The sequence below is a fragment of the Streptomyces sp. SID10853 genome (assembly GCF_010548145.1).
In the GTDB taxonomy this organism is placed as follows: Bacteria; Actinomycetota; Actinomycetes; order Streptomycetales; family Streptomycetaceae; genus Streptomyces.
Genome location: NZ_JAAGLN010000174.1, coordinates 1 through 15,048, shown reverse-complemented (window position 1 = coordinate 15,048; position 15,048 = coordinate 1). Strand labels below are relative to the sequence as shown.

The 15,048-nt window shown below is 70.7% G+C and carries 16 protein-coding genes, 1 tRNA gene and 2 pseudogenes; 13 read left to right on the top strand and 6 right to left on the bottom strand.

The genetic code is table 11. The features are described 5' to 3' along the window. From G3I19_RS26290 to G3I19_RS26235, 12 genes and pseudogenes are all read left to right on the top strand, one after another. Positions 1–358: pseudogene (locus tag G3I19_RS26290) on the top strand (hopanoid C-3 methylase HpnR); the annotation flags it as partial. Continuing rightward, a complete protein-coding gene (locus G3I19_RS26285; RefSeq protein ID WP_164266186.1) occupies positions 355–1,323 on the top strand; it encodes a complex I subunit 1 family protein in 969 nt (322 codons plus the stop codon). The pseudogene G3I19_RS26290 and the gene G3I19_RS26285, both read left to right, overlap by 4 nt. Then, positions 1,323–2,042, top strand: a complete 720-nt coding sequence (locus G3I19_RS26280; RefSeq protein ID WP_239074840.1) for an NADH-quinone oxidoreductase subunit I — start codon at positions 1,323–1,325, stop codon at positions 2,040–2,042. Before G3I19_RS26285 ends, G3I19_RS26280 begins: the two co-directional genes overlap by 1 nt. Beyond that, positions 2,039–2,674 carry an NADH-quinone oxidoreductase subunit J gene (locus G3I19_RS26275; RefSeq protein WP_164266185.1) on the top strand — a complete coding sequence of 212 codons (636 nt, stop codon included), beginning with the start codon at positions 2,039–2,041 and terminating at the stop codon, positions 2,672–2,674. The genes G3I19_RS26280 and G3I19_RS26275 overlap by 4 nt, the downstream gene beginning before the upstream one ends. Continuing rightward, positions 2,674–3,084, top strand: a complete 411-nt coding sequence (nuoK, locus tag G3I19_RS37705) for an NADH-quinone oxidoreductase subunit NuoK (RefSeq protein WP_164266184.1) — start codon at positions 2,674–2,676, stop codon at positions 3,082–3,084. Before G3I19_RS26275 ends, nuoK begins: the two co-directional genes overlap by 1 nt. Continuing rightward, a complete protein-coding gene (locus G3I19_RS26265; RefSeq protein WP_164266183.1) occupies positions 3,081–5,081 on the top strand; it encodes an NADH-quinone oxidoreductase subunit L in 2,001 nt (666 codons plus the stop codon). The genes nuoK and G3I19_RS26265 overlap by 4 nt, the downstream gene beginning before the upstream one ends. A gap of 27 nt (positions 5,082–5,108) precedes the next feature. Then, positions 5,109–6,809: an NADH-quinone oxidoreductase subunit M gene (locus G3I19_RS26260; RefSeq protein ID WP_164266187.1), complete on the top strand. Its 1,701-nt coding sequence runs from the start codon at positions 5,109–5,111 to the stop codon at positions 6,807–6,809. Beyond that, positions 6,806–8,338: an NADH-quinone oxidoreductase subunit N gene (locus tag G3I19_RS26255; RefSeq protein ID WP_164266182.1), complete on the top strand. Its 1,533-nt coding sequence runs from the start codon at positions 6,806–6,808 to the stop codon at positions 8,336–8,338. Before G3I19_RS26260 ends, G3I19_RS26255 begins: the two co-directional genes overlap by 4 nt. A gap of 169 nt (positions 8,339–8,507) precedes the next feature. After that, positions 8,508–8,966 (top strand): MscL family protein, encoded by a 459-nt coding sequence (locus G3I19_RS26250; RefSeq protein ID WP_164266181.1) that lies wholly within the window; start codon positions 8,508–8,510, stop codon positions 8,964–8,966. 161 nt (positions 8,967–9,127) lie between these two features. Further along, positions 9,128–9,991, top strand: a complete 864-nt coding sequence (gene htpX / locus G3I19_RS26245; RefSeq protein WP_164266180.1) for a zinc metalloprotease HtpX — start codon at positions 9,128–9,130, stop codon at positions 9,989–9,991. Beyond that, on the top strand, positions 9,988–10,380 hold the full coding sequence (locus G3I19_RS26240) for a YccF domain-containing protein (RefSeq protein ID WP_164266179.1): 393 nt from the start codon (positions 9,988–9,990) through the stop codon (positions 10,378–10,380). The genes htpX and G3I19_RS26240 overlap by 4 nt, the downstream gene beginning before the upstream one ends. A gap of 233 nt (positions 10,381–10,613) precedes the next feature. Further along, a complete protein-coding gene (locus G3I19_RS26235) occupies positions 10,614–10,886 on the top strand; it encodes a GlsB/YeaQ/YmgE family stress response membrane protein (RefSeq protein ID WP_164266178.1) in 273 nt (90 codons plus the stop codon). Between the two features lie 16 nt (positions 10,887–10,902). Here the strand turns inward: G3I19_RS26235 and G3I19_RS26230 are convergent, their stop codons facing one another. The 3 genes from G3I19_RS26230 to G3I19_RS26220 form a co-directional block, all read right to left on the bottom strand. Beyond that, positions 10,903–11,592, bottom strand: a complete 690-nt coding sequence (locus tag G3I19_RS26230; RefSeq protein WP_164266177.1) for an alpha-ketoglutarate-dependent dioxygenase AlkB — start codon at positions 11,590–11,592, stop codon at positions 10,903–10,905. Between the two features lie 43 nt (positions 11,593–11,635). After that, complete coding sequence (locus G3I19_RS26225) at positions 11,636–12,181, bottom strand: methylated-DNA--[protein]-cysteine S-methyltransferase (RefSeq protein ID WP_164266176.1); 546 nt, start codon at positions 12,179–12,181, stop codon at positions 11,636–11,638. Between the two features lie 252 nt (positions 12,182–12,433). Beyond that, on the bottom strand, positions 12,434–12,922 hold the full coding sequence (locus G3I19_RS26220; protein ID WP_164266175.1) for a YajQ family cyclic di-GMP-binding protein: 489 nt from the start codon (positions 12,920–12,922) through the stop codon (positions 12,434–12,436). Between the two features lie 201 nt (positions 12,923–13,123). Here G3I19_RS26220 and G3I19_RS26215 point away from each other — a divergent pair. Next, positions 13,124–13,205, top strand: a tRNA-Tyr gene (locus tag G3I19_RS26215). Positions 13,206–13,324: 119 nt separating this feature from the next. On the opposite strand, the gene G3I19_RS26210 is transcribed toward G3I19_RS26215, so the two are convergent. The 3 genes and pseudogenes from G3I19_RS26210 to G3I19_RS26200 form a co-directional block, all read right to left on the bottom strand. Continuing rightward, a complete protein-coding gene (locus G3I19_RS26210; protein ID WP_164266174.1) occupies positions 13,325–13,858 on the bottom strand; it encodes a GyrI-like domain-containing protein in 534 nt (177 codons plus the stop codon). Beyond that, complete coding sequence (locus tag G3I19_RS26205; protein ID WP_164266173.1) at positions 13,858–14,514, bottom strand: SDR family oxidoreductase; 657 nt, start codon at positions 14,512–14,514, stop codon at positions 13,858–13,860. Before G3I19_RS26205 ends, G3I19_RS26210 begins: the two co-directional genes overlap by 1 nt. Positions 14,515–14,626: 112 nt before the next feature. Then, a pseudogene (locus G3I19_RS26200) lies at positions 14,627–15,048 on the bottom strand (hydrolase); the annotation flags it as partial.

Here is a 15,048-nt window from a genome sequence, read left to right as displayed (position 1 = left end):
GGCGGCCGCACCCGCCCCGGCGGCCGGCGACGACGCACCCTGGCGCAACGCCCGCCCCGCCTTCGAGCAGCCGCAGGGGCCGCCCGCCGGTGCGGGGACGGGGGAGGGTGCGGACAACGCCCCGCCCACCGAGCCAGGGAAAGAAACCGGCACCGAGCCCGAGACCGACGCAGGCGCCGAACCGGAAACCGACACAGGCGCGGAGCCGGGAACCGGCTCGGGCACCAGTCTCGACGCCGGCGCGGGCGCCGAGCCCGACACTGGCGCGGGCGCCGAGCGCGACACCGGCTCGGGCACCAGTCCCGACACTGGCGTGGGCACCAGTACCGATACCCCCGACGGAGGCGATACCGCGTGAACGACGTACTCGGCGTCGCCATCCGGCTGGTCATCGTCTTTGTCGCCTTCCTCGTCCTCCCGCTGCTCGTGGGGCAGGCCGAGCACAAGGTCATGGCCCATATGCAGGGCCGCCTCGGACCCATGTACGCGGGCGGGTTCCACGGCTGGGCCCAGCTCGTCGCCGACGGGGTGAAGTTCGCGCAGAAGGAAGACGTCGTCCCGGCCGACGCCGACCGGCGGGTCTTCCAACTCGCGCCCGCCGTCGCCCTGCTCCCGTACCTCCTCGTCCTGCTGGTCATTCCGGTCGGGCCCGGCGAAGGCGCCGTCGGCCAGGTCGTCGACGCGGGCATCTTCTTCGTGCTGGCCGTGATGGGCGTCGGCGTACTCGGCTCGCTCATGGCGGGCTGGGCATCGGCCAACAAGTTCTCACTGCTCGGCGGGCTCCGTACCGCCGCGCAACTCCTCGCCTACGAACTGCCGATGCTGCTCACCGCGGCCTCCGTCGCGATGGCGGCCGGTACGGTCTCGCTGCCCGGCATCCTGGACGCCTTCGCGTGGTGGTGGATCCCGTGGCAGATCGTCGGCGGCCTGGTCTTCTTCACCGCGGGACTGGCCGAACTCCAGCGCCCGCCCTTCGACATGCCCGTCGCCGACTCGGAGATCATTTTCGGCGCGTACACCGAGTACACGGGCCTGCGCTTCGCGCTCTTCCTGCTCGCCGAGTACGCGGGCATCGTGATCCTCTGCGGACTGACCGCCGTGCTCTTCCTCGGCGGCTGGCACGGACCGTGGGGGAGCGACGGACTCGGCTGGGTCTGGATGCTCCTCAAGACGGCCGTCCTGGCCTTCGGTGTGATCTGGCTCCGTGTGACCTATCCGCGGCTCCGTGAGGACCAGCTCCAGAAGCTGGCCTGGACCGTACTCATCCCGCTGGCCCTCGCGCAGATCGCGCTCACCGGCATTGTGAAGGTGGCGATCAGCTGATGCCCCCCGTCCCCGGCTCCGGTCTGGCCAAGGGCCTGGCCGTGACGCTCCGCACCATGACCAGAAAGACGGTCACGGCGCAGTACCCGGATGTCCAGCCCGAACTCCCGCCCCGCTCCCGCGGTGTCATCGGGCTGTTCGAGGAGAACTGCACCGTCTGCATGCTCTGCGCCCGCGAGTGCCCCGACTGGTGCATCTACATCGACTCCCACAAGGAGACGCTCCCGGCGGCCGCGCCGGGCGGGCGCGAGCGCAGCCGCAACGTCCTCGACCGTTTCGCGATCGACTTCGCCCTCTGCATGTACTGCGGTATCTGCATCGAGGTGTGCCCGTTCGACGCGCTCTTCTGGTCACCTGAGTTCGAGTACGCGGAAACGGACATCCACGAACTCACCCACGAGCGCGACAAGCTCCGCGAGTGGATGTGGACGGTGCCCGCGCCGCCCGCGCTCGACCCGGCGGCCGAGGAGCCCAAGGAGGTCGCCGCAGCACGCAAGACGGCGGACAAACTCGAAGCCGCCGAACAGGCCGAACAGGCCGAACAGGCCGAACAGGCCGAACGGGCTGAGCGCGCCGAGCGGGAACAGGCGGCCCAGCAGGAACGGCCGCAGGGGCAGCCGGAGGAGCAGGAACGGCCGCAGGGACAGTTGGAGGAGCAGGAACGGCCGGAGGAGCAGGAACGGCCGCCGGAGCAGCCGGAGCAGGAGGGGGAGGCGTGAGCCACGCAGCAGACTCGGTTGGCGTCGCAGCCGCCGCAGCCCACCCCGGGTTCCTGTCCCCGACCGGCGTCGAGATCGCGTTCCTCCTCGTCGGGATCGCCACCTTCGGCGCGGCGGTCATCACCGTCACCACCAAGCAGCTGGTGCACGCCGCGCTCTGGCTGATCGTGGCGCTCGGCGGTCTGGCGGTCGAATACCTGCTGCTGACGGCCGAGTTCATCGCCTGGGTGCAGGTGCTGATCTACGTCGGCTCCGTCGTCGTCCTCCTGCTCTTCGGCCTGATGCTCACCAAGGCCCCCATCGGCCGCTCCCCGGACGCCGATTCGGAGAACCGCTGGGTGGCACTCGCGGTGGCCGTCGCCGCGGCCGCCGCACTCGTCTGGGTGGTCGTCGACGCGTTCCGCACGACCTGGATCAACCTCCACGGCCCCGTCCAGGGTTCGACCAAGGTCTCCGGCCAGATCCTCTTCCGTAACTGGGTACTGCCCTTTGAGGCGCTCTCCGTCCTCCTGCTGGCCGCCCTGGTCGGGGCGATCGTCCTGTCCCGCAAGAACAGCGCGGCAGCGACCAGCCCCGCCGGGACCAGCCCCGCCGGGACCAGCCCCGCAGCGACCAGCGGAGAGCAGCGCTGATGCACCTCGTCTATCCCGCCGTGCTCGCGGCCCTCCTCTTCTGCACCGGGCTGTACGGAGTACTCGCCCGCCGCAACGTCATCCTGATCCTGATGTCCGTCGAGCTGATGCTCAACGCCGTCAACCTCAACCTCGTCGCCTTCGACGTATGGCTGCGCGACAAGCTCCACTCCGGGCAGGCCCTCACCCTCTTCACGATCGCCATCGCCGCAGCCGAGATCGGCATCGGCCTGGCGATCGTCCTCGCGGTCCACCGGAACCGGGGTACGACGGACATCGACAAGCTCCGCGACACCGCCGAACCCCGGAACCCTGACGACGACGACCCGCATGACGGGCACGACCTGGACAGCCCGGGCAACCCCGACGGACCCGAAGACCGCGAGGAGAAGGCAGAGGCTGCCGCGTGACCACGACGACCCTCGCCGTCCTCGTCCCCCTCGTCCCCTTCCTCGGGGCCGTGGCAGGACTCCTGCTCGGCCGTATCGCGCCCGGATTCGTCCGCCCGCTCGCCATCCTCCCCACGCTCGTCGCGGCCGCACTGGCGATCACCGTGGCCGTCCGGCAGAGCGGCGGCCAGACCATCGACGCGGCCACCCGGCTCACCCCCACCGGCTCCGTGCCCATCGACCTGTCCCTGCACATCGACGGCTTCGCCGCCCTCGTCGCCACCCTGGTCGTGACCGTCGCCGCGTGCGTGCAGATCTACTCGACCGCCTATCTGCGCGACGACCCGCGCTACCCCTCGTACGCGGCGATCGTCTCGCTCTTCACCGCCGCCATGCTGCTCGTCGTCTACTCCGGCGACCTGATGGTGCTGCTCGTCGGCTGGGAGGTCATGGGCATCTGCTCGTACTTCCTCGTCGGCCACTACTGGGAGACGCCCGAAGCCCGATCCGCCTCCCTCAAAGCCTTCCTGGTCACCAAACTCGGTGATGTCCCCTTCCTGATCGGGCTGTTCGCGCTCGCCACCGACGCCGGAACGTTCCGTATCACCGGCATCCTGAGCACCGTCTCCGCCGGCGGCCTCCACCACCCCACCCTGATCGCGCTGCTGCTGCTCGCGGGCGTCGCCGGGAAGTCCGCGCAGTTCCCGCTGCACACCTGGCTGCCCGATGCGATGGCAGGCCCCACCCCCGTCTCCGCCCTGATCCACGCGGCCACCATGGTCGCCGCCGGGATCTACTTCGTGGCCAGGCTGCTGCCGGTCTTCGCGGCGTCCGCGGCCGCCATGACCGTCCTCGCCGTCATGTCCGCCGTCACCATGATCGGATCGGCACTCGCCGCCCTCGCGCAGGACGACATCAAACGCGTCCTCGCCTACTCGACCATCGGGCAACTCGGCTATATGTCGGGCGCCCTGGCCGCCGGCGACCGCGGTGCCGCCGTCTTCCACCTCCTCTCGCACGGCGCGTTCAAAGCACTCCTCTTCCTCGGCGCCGGCGTCGTCATCCACGCCGCAGGCACCAACTCGCTGGCCGCGATGAGCCGTATGGACAACCTGGCGAAGCGCATTCCCGACGCCTTCTGGACGATGACCATCGCCCTGCTCGCCCTCGCAGCGATCCCGCCCTTCGCCGGATTCTTCTCCAAGGAATCCGTCCTCGGTGCCGCGGAGAACACCGCGCTCGGCGACAGCGCCATCGCCCCCGCGGGCGCCGGCTGGACCGTGCTGATCGCAGGCCTCGTCACCGCCCTGCTGACCGCCGCCTACGCCACCCGGCTCTGGCTCCTCGCCTTCCGCGGCAAGGGCAGCGAAGCCCCCGACCACGGCAAGCAGCCCCTCGCCATGAACGGTGTGCTCTGGCTCCTCGCCATTCCCACCATCGGCTTCGGCCTCACCGCAGGCCGCCTCACCGGCTGGTTCGACGGCAACAGCCTCACCCCGACCCTCACCACCTCCGTCCTCGGTACCGGCGTCGCCCTCGTGGGCGGCCTCGTCACCTACGGCACCTGGCGTCACACCACAGCCATGGCCCAACAGCCCCCGATCGGCGCCGTCACGGCCCACCCGGACGCGGACCCCGGCACCGTCGAGGCCGAGGCCATCGCGACCCACCGATCGGTCTACGGCAGCATCGCCTCGGCCCCGGACCCGCTCGACCCCGGCAGGCTGCTCCTCGGCCCGCTCCACCGCCACGCGGTGACCGGCTTCCACCTCGACGCCCTCTGCACCGCCGTGTTCGTACGCCCCGTGCTCGCCGCTGCCCAACTGGTCCGCTTCCTGGACCGCGAGGTCATCGACACCTACGTACGCGGTGCGAGCGCCCTGCCCCGCCTGCTGGGGGCCGCGTTCCGCCGGGCCCAGACCGGCAATCCGCAGACCTACCTCAGCGCCCTGCTCGCCGGATCCGTCGTCCTGGTGATCGCCGCCGTCGCCCTTGCCAACGCCTACGCCGGATCGTGAGCCGTGATCGATATCAGCGCATCCGTGATGCAGTTCCTCCTGGCGTTCATCGTCGCCGCGCCGGTCATCGGTGCCGTCGCCGCGCTGCTGCCCGCACCGCCCGGGCTGCGGGGCAGGTCACCCCAGCAGGCCGTACTCCGCCATGGTGTGATCGTCACCGGCACCGTGCTCATCGCCGCGATCGTCCTCGCGCTCGGCTTCGACCGTGACCACCCGTCGAAGATGCAGGCCACCACCGACATCAGCTGGATCCCGGCGCTCCACGTCCGCATCCACCTCGGCACCGACGGCATCTCGCTCCCCCTTCTCGTACTGACCGCGCTGCTGACCTTCCTCTGCGCGCTCTACTCCTGCTTCAAGCTCCCCCCGGGCCCGTCCCCCAAGGCGTTCGTCGCTCTCGTCCTCCTCCTCGAATCGGGGACGCTCGCCACCTTCGCCGCCCTCGACCTGGTGCTCTTCTTCCTGGCCTTCGAGATGGTCCTCATCCCGATGTACTTCCTCATCGCCCGCTGGGGCGGCGCCGAACGCACCGCCGCCGCCTGGAAGTTCATCCTCTACACCGTGCTCGGCTCCGTCGTCATGCTGCTCGGCCTCCTCCTCATCGGCGTGCAAAGCGGCACACTCGACATGGTGGCACTCGCCACTGACAACGGCCGCGGCCTCACCCACACCACCCAGGTCGTCGCGGTCCTCGCCATCGCCATCGGCCTCGCCGTGAAGACCCCGATGTGGCCGCTGCACAGCTGGCTCCCCGACGCCCACACCGCCGCACCCACCGCGGGCTCGGTGCTCCTCGCGGGGGTCATGCTCAAGATGGGCACCTACGGATTCGTCCGCATCGCCCTGCCCATCGCCCCCGAGGGCATGCACACCTTCGCCCCCTACCTCGCGGCCTTCGCCGTCGCCGGCATCATCTACGGATCGCTCGCCTGCCTCTCGCTGGCCCGCCGCGGCAACAGGGGCGACCTCAAGCGGCTCATCGCCTACTCGTCCGTCGGCCACATGGGCTTCGTACTTCTCGGCATCGCGTCGATGACCCCCACCGGTGTCAACGGCGCGCTCTTCGCCAACATCGCCCACGGCCTCATCACCGGGCTGCTCTTCTTCCTCGTCGGCGCGCTGAAGGACCGGTACGGCACCGCCGACCTCGACACACTCGCCGGAGCGACCGGCGCCGCCCTCTACGGCCGCGCCCCCCGGCTCGGCGGCCTCGTCGCCTTCGCCGCGGTCGCCTCGCTCGGCCTGCCGGGGCTCGCCGGGTTCTGGGGCGAGATGCTCACCATGTTCGGCGCCTTCGACCCGGCCCGTGGGCTCAGCCGCCCCGCCTTCCTCACCTTCATGTCGCTCGCCGCCGTCGGTACCCTGCTCACCGCCGCGTACCTCCTCCTCGTCGTACGCCGCGTCTGCATGGGCAGCGCACCGCAGACGACACCCGAGGCGCACGCGTCACCCGGGTCACGCGAGACAGACGGATCACCCGGATCACGCAAGGCACACGGATCACCTGTGTCACGCGAGGCACCCGGATCACGTGAGCCGCACGAGGCACTCACCGTCCCTGCCACCGCCACCGCCGCCGCCCCCGGCATCCAGGACGTCCAGGGCTACGAGCTGGCCACCTGGAGCCCGCTCGTCGTCCTCACCGTCCTCGCCGGCCTGTGGCCCGCCGCCCTCCTCGGCCTCACCGACCCGGCCGTGCAGAAGCTCCTCGCAGGAGGCAAGGCATGAGCTCCCTCGTCCAGTCCGTCGACTGGCTCGCGATCGCACCGCCCGTCATCGTCGCCGCGACCGCGCTGATCATCCTTGTCGCCGACCTCTTCGTCCCCGACCACCGCAAGCAGCTCATCGGCTGGGGCGCCGTCGCCGGACTCGCCGCCGCCGTCCTCATGCTCCTGCCGCTGCGCCACGGCAACCGCTCCACCTTCTGCCTCACCACCGACCACGGGGCCTGCAGCTACACAGCGGACCACTTCACCCTCGCCATCCAGCTGCTCGTACTCGGCGGCGCCCTGCTCACCGCGCTGCTCTCGATGAGCGAGACCGGCGGCGACCGGCTCCCCGCCGGCGAGTTCTGGTTCCTGCTCCTGGCCTCCGCCTCCGGAGCCACGCTGCTGCCCGCCTCACGGGACCTCGCCACCCTCGTCGTCGCCCTCGAAGTGGCCTCGCTGCCCGCCTTCGCCCTCGTCGGCCTCAAGCGCGGCGACCGCCTCTCGTCCGAAGCGGCCCTCAAGTTCTTCCTCTCCTCGGTCACCGCGACCGCCGTCACCCTGCTCGGCGTCAGCTTCGTCTACGCGGCCACCGGCACCCTGCACCTCGGCCGCATCGCCACCGCCCAGGTCGACCCCCAGCTCAACACCCTCGCCGAGGCCGGAGTCGTCCTCACCCTCGTCGGGTTCGCGTTCAAGACGGCCGCCGCGCCCTTCCACTTCTGGGTCCCCGACACGTACATCGGCGCGCCCCTGCCCATCGCCGCCTACCTCTCCGTCATCGGCAAGGCCGTCGGCTTCTCCGGGCTGATCCTCGTGACCGTCGTCGCCTTCCCCGGGTACTCCGACCTCTGGGGCCCGGCCATCGCCGTACTCGCCGCGCTCACCATGACCGTCGGCAACACCGCCGCCCTGCGCCAGCGGGCCACCCGCGCCCACAGCGCCGTACGGCTGCTGGCCTGGTCCTCCATCGGCCAGGCCGGATACCTCCTCGTGCCGGTCGCCGCGGCCGGATACACCTCGGACCGCGAAATCGGCTCGACCGTCGCGTACGCCCTCATGTACGCCGTCGTGAACCTCGGCGCATTCGCCACCGTGGCCCTCGTCGCCCGCTCCCGCCCCGGCAGCCGCCTCACCGACCACCGAGGGCTCTACGCCAGGCGGCCGCTCACCGCCCTCGCGCTCGCCTTCTTCCTGCTCTGCCTCGCCGGACTGCCCCCAGGGATCATCGGCCTGTTCGCCAAAGTCACCGTCTTCCAGAGCGCGGTCGGCGCGGGCCTCGGCTGGCTGGCCGCCGTCATGGCCGTCAACGTCGCCATCGCGCTGTACTACTACCTCCGCTGGACAGCTGTGCTGTTCCGCACACCCCAGGAAACGGCCGCGACCGCCACCAGCGCCGCCGCCACCGGATCCGCGACCGGCGAAACCCGCACAGGGCCCCGCATTCCCGTCCCGCTCACGCTCACCATCGCCCTCGCGGCCGCCGCGGGAGCCGTGCTCTCCGTCGCCCCCCAGCTGGTCCTGCACTTCGCGTCCGGCAGCCTCTTCTGAGTTTTGCTACGGTCTTCCGCCGGGCGCACACCACGGACGGCGCCCTGGCGCGCACTCCGGGGCACACGCACCACGCCGGAGAACAGCACCGGAGAACAGCGCCGGCGAACCACCGCCCGACAGCCCGCCCAGGAGCTGTGCGCAGGGACCACCGAACAAGGAGCAAGCAGTGCTGAGCGGGTTCAAAGACTTCATCCTCCGCGGGAACGTCATCTCACTGGCCATCGGCCTGGCCGTGGGGTCCGCCTTCACGGCAGTCGTCACCGCACTCAGCAGCGCCTTCATCACCCCCCTCATCGGCCTCGCCACCAGCTCCGCCATGGGCGACTTCAGCAAGGCCGAGTTCACCGTCGACGGCGCGCACTTCCGCTACGGCCTCCTCATCAACGCCGGCGTCGCCTTCCTCGTGACCGCCGCGGTCCTCTACTTCTGCGTCGTCGTCCCGCTGGCCAAGATCCAGGACCGGTTCACCGCCGACAAGCCCGTCGACATCAAGGCGGCCCTGCGCGACTGCCCGTACTGCTACACCGAGATCCCGGCGATCGCCTCCCGCTGCGCCCACTGCACCAGCCAGGTCGAACCCGTACCCGAGGCCCTGGAACTGGCGAAGGTCCCCGCACAGGGCTGACCCACCCGTACGGCGCACACCACGGGCCGCGCGCACAAGGGAACTAGCCTCCCTCGCCTGGCGTTGACCAGTGAGGGAGGGTCCACTGGACAGTGGACTGAGGACAGTGGACTGACTCACTGAGCGAAGGTTCCCCTGCCGCACGATTTGGAGGGCGTACCGTGCACCGCCGGCACAACGGGCTGAGGACCGCCGTCCTCCTCGGGGGGCTGTCAGCCCTCCTCATCGTCATCGGCAGCTTCTTCGGCCGTACGGGCCTGATCGTCGCGCTCGTCGTCGCCCTCGGCACCAACGCGTACGCCTACTGGAACAGCGACAAGCTCGCCCTGCGCGCCATGCGGGCCAGGCCCGTCAGCGAATTCGAGGCCCCGGCGCTCTACCGCATCGTCCGCGAGCTCTCCACCGCGGCCCGCCAGCCCATGCCCCGGCTCTACATCTCGCCGACCCAGGCGCCGAACGCCTTCGCCACCGGGCGCAACCCGCGCAACGCCGCGGTCTGCTGCACCGAAGGCATCCTCCAGATCCTCGACGAACGCGAACTGCGCGGGGTCCTCGGCCATGAGCTCAGCCATGTCTACAACCGCGACATCCTGATCTCATCCGTCGCAGGCGCCCTGGCCTCCGTCGTCATGTTCCTCGTCAACTTCGCCTGGCTCATCCCCGTGGGCCGCTCCGACGACGACGAGGGCCCCGGCCTCATCGGTATGCTGCTGATCATGATCCTGGGCCCGCTGGCCGCGTCCCTCATCCAACTGGCCGTCAGCCGCTCACGCGAGTACGAGGCCGATGCGTCGGGCGCCCAGCTCACCGGCGACCCGCTCGCCCTCGCAGGCGCGCTGCGCAAGCTCGACGCCGGTACGAAGCAGCTGCCGCTGCCGCCCGAGCCCCGGATCGAGACCGCGAGTCACATGATGATCGCGAACCCTTTCCGTCCCGGCCAGGGACTGTCCAAGATGTTCTCCACACACCCGCCCATGGCGGAGCGCATCACCCGACTCGAACAGATGGCAGGCCCCCGCTCATGAAGACCATCCTCAACGTCATCTGGCTCATCCTCTGCGGCTTCTGGATGTTCCTCGGCTACGTTCTCGCGGGCGCGCTGCTCTGCATCACCATCATCGGCATCCCCTTCGGGATCGCCGCGTTCCGTATCGGTGTCTACGCGCTCTGGCCCTTCGGCTACATGGCGGTGGACCGCTCCGACGCCGGAGCCCCCTCCTGCGTGGGCAACGTCCTGTGGCTGGTCCTCGCCGGCTGGTGGCTCGCACTCGGCCACATCTTCACCGGCATCGCCCTGTGCGTCACGATCATCGGCATCCCCCTCGGTATCGCGAACTTCAAGCTGATCCCCGTCTCCCTGATGCCGCTGGGCAAGGAGATCGTCCCCACGGACCAGCCCTTCACCGCCCGCTGAGCCGCCCGCTGAGCCGCCCGTTGGGCCGCCCGCTGAGCCGCACGGGACAACCGCTCACCGCCGGCCGCACTTCACCGCTCACCGCCGCCCGCACTTCACCGCCCACGCGGACCGCTCCACCGCCCGCACGTCACCGCCCACGCGGACCGCTCACCATCACGACCAGCGGCGCAACCAGCCATGCCGACTCGGCGTCCCTGTTTAAGACACCGAACGTAAGGCAGGCTCTGCTCATGGGAATTATCAGTTGGATCATCCTCGGACTGCTCGCAGGGACCATCGCCAAGATCCTGCTCCCCGGCCGTGACCCCGGGGGCATCGTCGGCACCATCCTCATAGGAATCGTGGGAGCCTTCGTCGGCGGATGGGGCGCCTCCCACTTCTTCAACCACCCGGTGGCGAAGCACTTCTACGATGGTGCGACCTGGATCTCCGCCATCGCGGGCGCCCTGGTCCTGCTGATCATCTACCGGCTGCTCTTCGGCAACTCCCGGTCACGCCGCTGACCGCGCACATCAGCCGTCAGCGCTGATCGTCCGCGGCCCGCCGGCCGGCCCCGAGCCCCGTCTCGCGCAGCGTGATGTTCAACCGCCCGCCCAGCAGCCCCACCGCCGGATCAGCCGTCTCCGGAAGGACCTTCGGGACACCGTGGTACGCGAACCGCGAAGGTCCTCCGAAGACAAAAAGATCCCCCGACGCCAGCCGCACATCCGTATAGGGCCGCCCCCGCCCCTCCGGGTTCCCGAAGCGGAAGACACACGTATCACCCAGGCTCAGTGACACCACCGGAGCAGCGCACCGTTCCTCCTTGTCCTGGTGCATCCCCATCCGCGCGTCACCGTCGTAGAAGTTCACCAGCGCCGCATCGGGCGCGTACACCGAGCCGGCGCCCCCGGCATCCCCGTACGCCTCGGCCACCGCCGAGCGCCCCAACTCCGCCAGCCAGCCCGGGAATTCCGCCACCCGCGCGCCGTTCACATCGTCCGCGGTACGCGCATACCGGTACGGCTGCCAGTGCCACCCCAGACACACCGTCCGTACGGACATCACGCCACCGCCCGGCAACCGCGTGCGCCGCAGCGGTACAGGCCCCCGCGCCCACTCCCGGCACGCGGCGACCAGTTCGGCCTGGCGCTCCACCGACAGCCACTCCGGCACATGGACGGCTCCGGGCGCGACCTCCACCCGGTCCGGCGGGAACAGCCCGGTCATACGGCCGCACCCGCCCCGCGGCCCGGGCACTCACCACGCGCCGTCACGACGCCGGCGCCCCCTCAAGGCCCAGCAGCCACCGCTTGCGCTCCAGCCCGCCCGCGTAACCGCGCAGCGCCCCGTCGGCCCCGATCACCCGGTGACACGGCCGTACGACCAGCAGGGGATTACGCCCGATCGCGGTACCCACGGCGCGCACTCCGGCGCCCGAGAGCCCGACGCGCCCCGCCAGCTCCCCGTACGAGACGGTGCTGCCGTACGGGAGGCTGTCCAGCTCGGCCCACACCCGCTGCTGGAAATCGGTCCCGCCCACCGCGTAATCGATCGCGAAGCCGGTCGAACCGCCGGCGAAATAGGTCCGCAGCTGGCCGGCGATCCACTCGAACGCGGCCGGGTCCCGGCGCCGCCCCGCGCCCGCGGCGTCCCCGACGGACACGCCGCCCTTCTGGCCCGGCACGGACAGCGAGACCAGGGCCACGCCGCCCCGCGCCGCCGCCGATTCCTGACCCACCAGCAACAGCTCACCGAGCGGACTGCCGACTGTGGTGTACACGGCCTCCGGTGTGCACACGGCCTCGTACACGGTCATCGGTCGCTCCCTTCCTCGCAGCGCCCCGGCGGCCGTTCCACCGGGACACCTACGAGTCTGCGACCCCCGACCCCGCCGGACCGGCGGATTTCGGACATCGCGTGCCACATCGCATGCCACGTCACATCGCATGCCACGTCACATGTCACGCCGCGCCACAGTCACGGCGCCCCACAAGCCGCAGCTCCGCATGCCGCAGCCCCGCATGTCACAGCGCGCGGGGGCCGCGGCCCGCCGGGAGGGGGCGGGACATCAGCGGTAGTTCACGAACTGCAGCGCGAAGTCGAAGTCCTTGCCCTTCACCAGCGCCTGCACGGCCTGCAGATCGTCCCGGCTCTTGGAGCTGACCCGCAGTTCATCGCCCTGGACCTGCGCCTTGACGCCCTTGGGGCCCTCGTCGCGGATGACCTTCGCGACCTTCTTGGCGTTGTCCTGCGAGATGCCCTCCTCGATGGAGGCGAAGATCTTGTACTCCTTGCCGGACAGCTGCGGCTCGCCCGCGTCCAGCGCCTTGAGGGAGATCCCGCGCTTGATCAGCTTGGTCTGGAACACATCGAGGATCGCGGCGACCCGCTCCTCGGTGTTCGCCTGCATCAGGATCTTCTCGCCCGACCAGTCGATGGAGGCGCCGACGTTCTTGAAGTCGTAACGCTGCGAGATCTCCTTGGCGGCCTGGTTGAGGGCGTTGTCGACCTCTTGCCGCTCGACCTTCGAGACGATGTCGAAACTGGAGTCGGCCATGTCCTGTGGCTCCTTGTATCGGGGTGTGTTGAGGGGCACGACCGGTGTCCCGGCCTGTTGCGCGCAAGCCTAAGGGCTGCGCCGGGGCCGCTCCCGACCGTCCCCGGTCAATCGGGTGGCGAAGCACCCCGTGTCATCAGGTATCGTTTACGTCGTTGCCACGGAGTCCGCAGCACAGCGGTTCCGCAGCGACACATCCCAGGCGGTGTGCCCGAGTGGCCAAAGGGAGCAGACTGTAAATCTGCCGGCTCAGCCTACCCAGGTTCGAACCCTGGCGCCGCCACTGGAATCAGCCTCTGACCAGCATCTGGTCAGAGGTTTTCCGGTTTTCCGGGGGCTGTCCGGCTCTCCGGGTGCCCGAGGCACTCGCCCCGGCGCCACGGGCCGCCGGTAGGGCGGGCGCTACCGCTGCGGGCCGGGGTCGGCGAGCCGGAACGCCAGCTCCGTCTCCCACTTGGACATGTCCGGCTCCTCCCGCGGATCCGTCTTGTAGATCTCCAGCCGGCAGCCCCACTCCTCGACCACGTCGGCCTTCACCATGTCCCATTCCATACCGCGTGCCGCGGCCCACTCCAGCAGGCCCGCGGTGACCCCCAACAGCTCGTCCGGGTGCCCGATGTGGGTGACCGTCAGATACCGGCCGGCGGGCAGTGTGCCGGTGAAGACCTCGCCCGCGTCGGCGGCCGCCTCACCGCCCGCGCCCTGCGGCGGACCCGCCACCGGCACACCCGCCTCGACCTCCATACCGCGTTCCATGTCGATGACGCCGTACCGGAAGAACGGCGCACCCGCGGGCTCCGTCCCGTGCACGGCGAGCCAGTCGGACACCTCCGCCAGCCGGTCGGCGACCACCGGGAACGTGTCCATGGTGACGGTCTCCCTGATCGCCGCGTACGGCTGCGCCGCCCGCTCGACAACCACCGGTGGGTTCTGCATCAGTTGCCCGCCACATCCTTCACGGCGACCGACACCGGCACCGACCCGCCGATCAGCTCCAGGGTCAGGCCCGCGGTCGCCGGGGTCTCGATCAGCTCGGCGAGCACCGCGGCCACGTCGTCGCGGGGGACCCGCCCGCGGCCGGTCCTGGCCTCCAGGCGCACCTGTCCGGTGCCCGCGTCGTCGGTCAGCGAGCCCGGGCGCAGCACCGTCCAGTCCAGGGTCCGGCGGGCCCGTACGGCGGCGTCCGCCGCACCCTTGGCGCGGAGGTAGACGTCGAAGACCTCGTCGCCCTTGTGGGTGGTGTCGGCACCCATGGCCGAGACCATGAGGTAGCGGCGTACGCCGGCCTGCTCGGCGGCGTCGGCGAGTTTCACCGCCGCGTCCCGGTCCACGCTGTCCTTGCGTTCGACGGTGCTGCCGGGGCCCGCACCCGCCGCGAAGACCACCGCGTCGGCACCCGACAGGGCCTGGGCGACCTGGTCCACAGTGGCCGATTCCAGGTCGAGGACGACCGGTTCGGCACCCGCGGATCTCAGGTCGTCGGCCTGTCCCGCTGCGCGGATGATGCCCGCGACCTCGTCACCGCGCGCGACGAGCAGCCGCTCGAGACGCAGCGCGATCTGACCGTGTCCACCTGCGATGACAATGCGCATGTTTCCGACGGTACGCTCCGGCGGCCGCACTCGCTCAGGAATGCCCGTGGCCGGCGGGGAGGATCCCCAGGAGACTCGGCGCCGGGGCCGCAGGGCCGGGCGGGCGCGGCCCTCAGGGCCCGGGGTCGACCCGTCCCTGCCGCGGCAGTTCGAGCGCGCCGGGGGCGGTCGAGTCGCAGTACTCGCGTACCGCGTTGGTCCGCGCGACGACCCGGCCGCGGTGGATGACGATCCTGCTGTACGCGAGGGACAGCACCCCGGAGAGCTGCTCCCCGCGCACCGCGAGGAGCTCGGCGGGGAAGCCCGCCTCCACCCGCACCTCGGGCAGACCCATGGCATCGCGCGGGGCCGAACTGACCGCGCTGTACGCGTCGTCGGGCCGCAGACCGCTCTGCGAAGCGAGCAGATACGCGGCCTCCAGGGGGTCTCCGCGGCCGACCGGGTTCGCCAGGTCGCGCAGCGCGCCGCTGCCCGCGGCGACGCGCACCCCGGCCGAGCGCAGCAGCCGTACCGGTGCGGTCCCGCGGCTCTCGA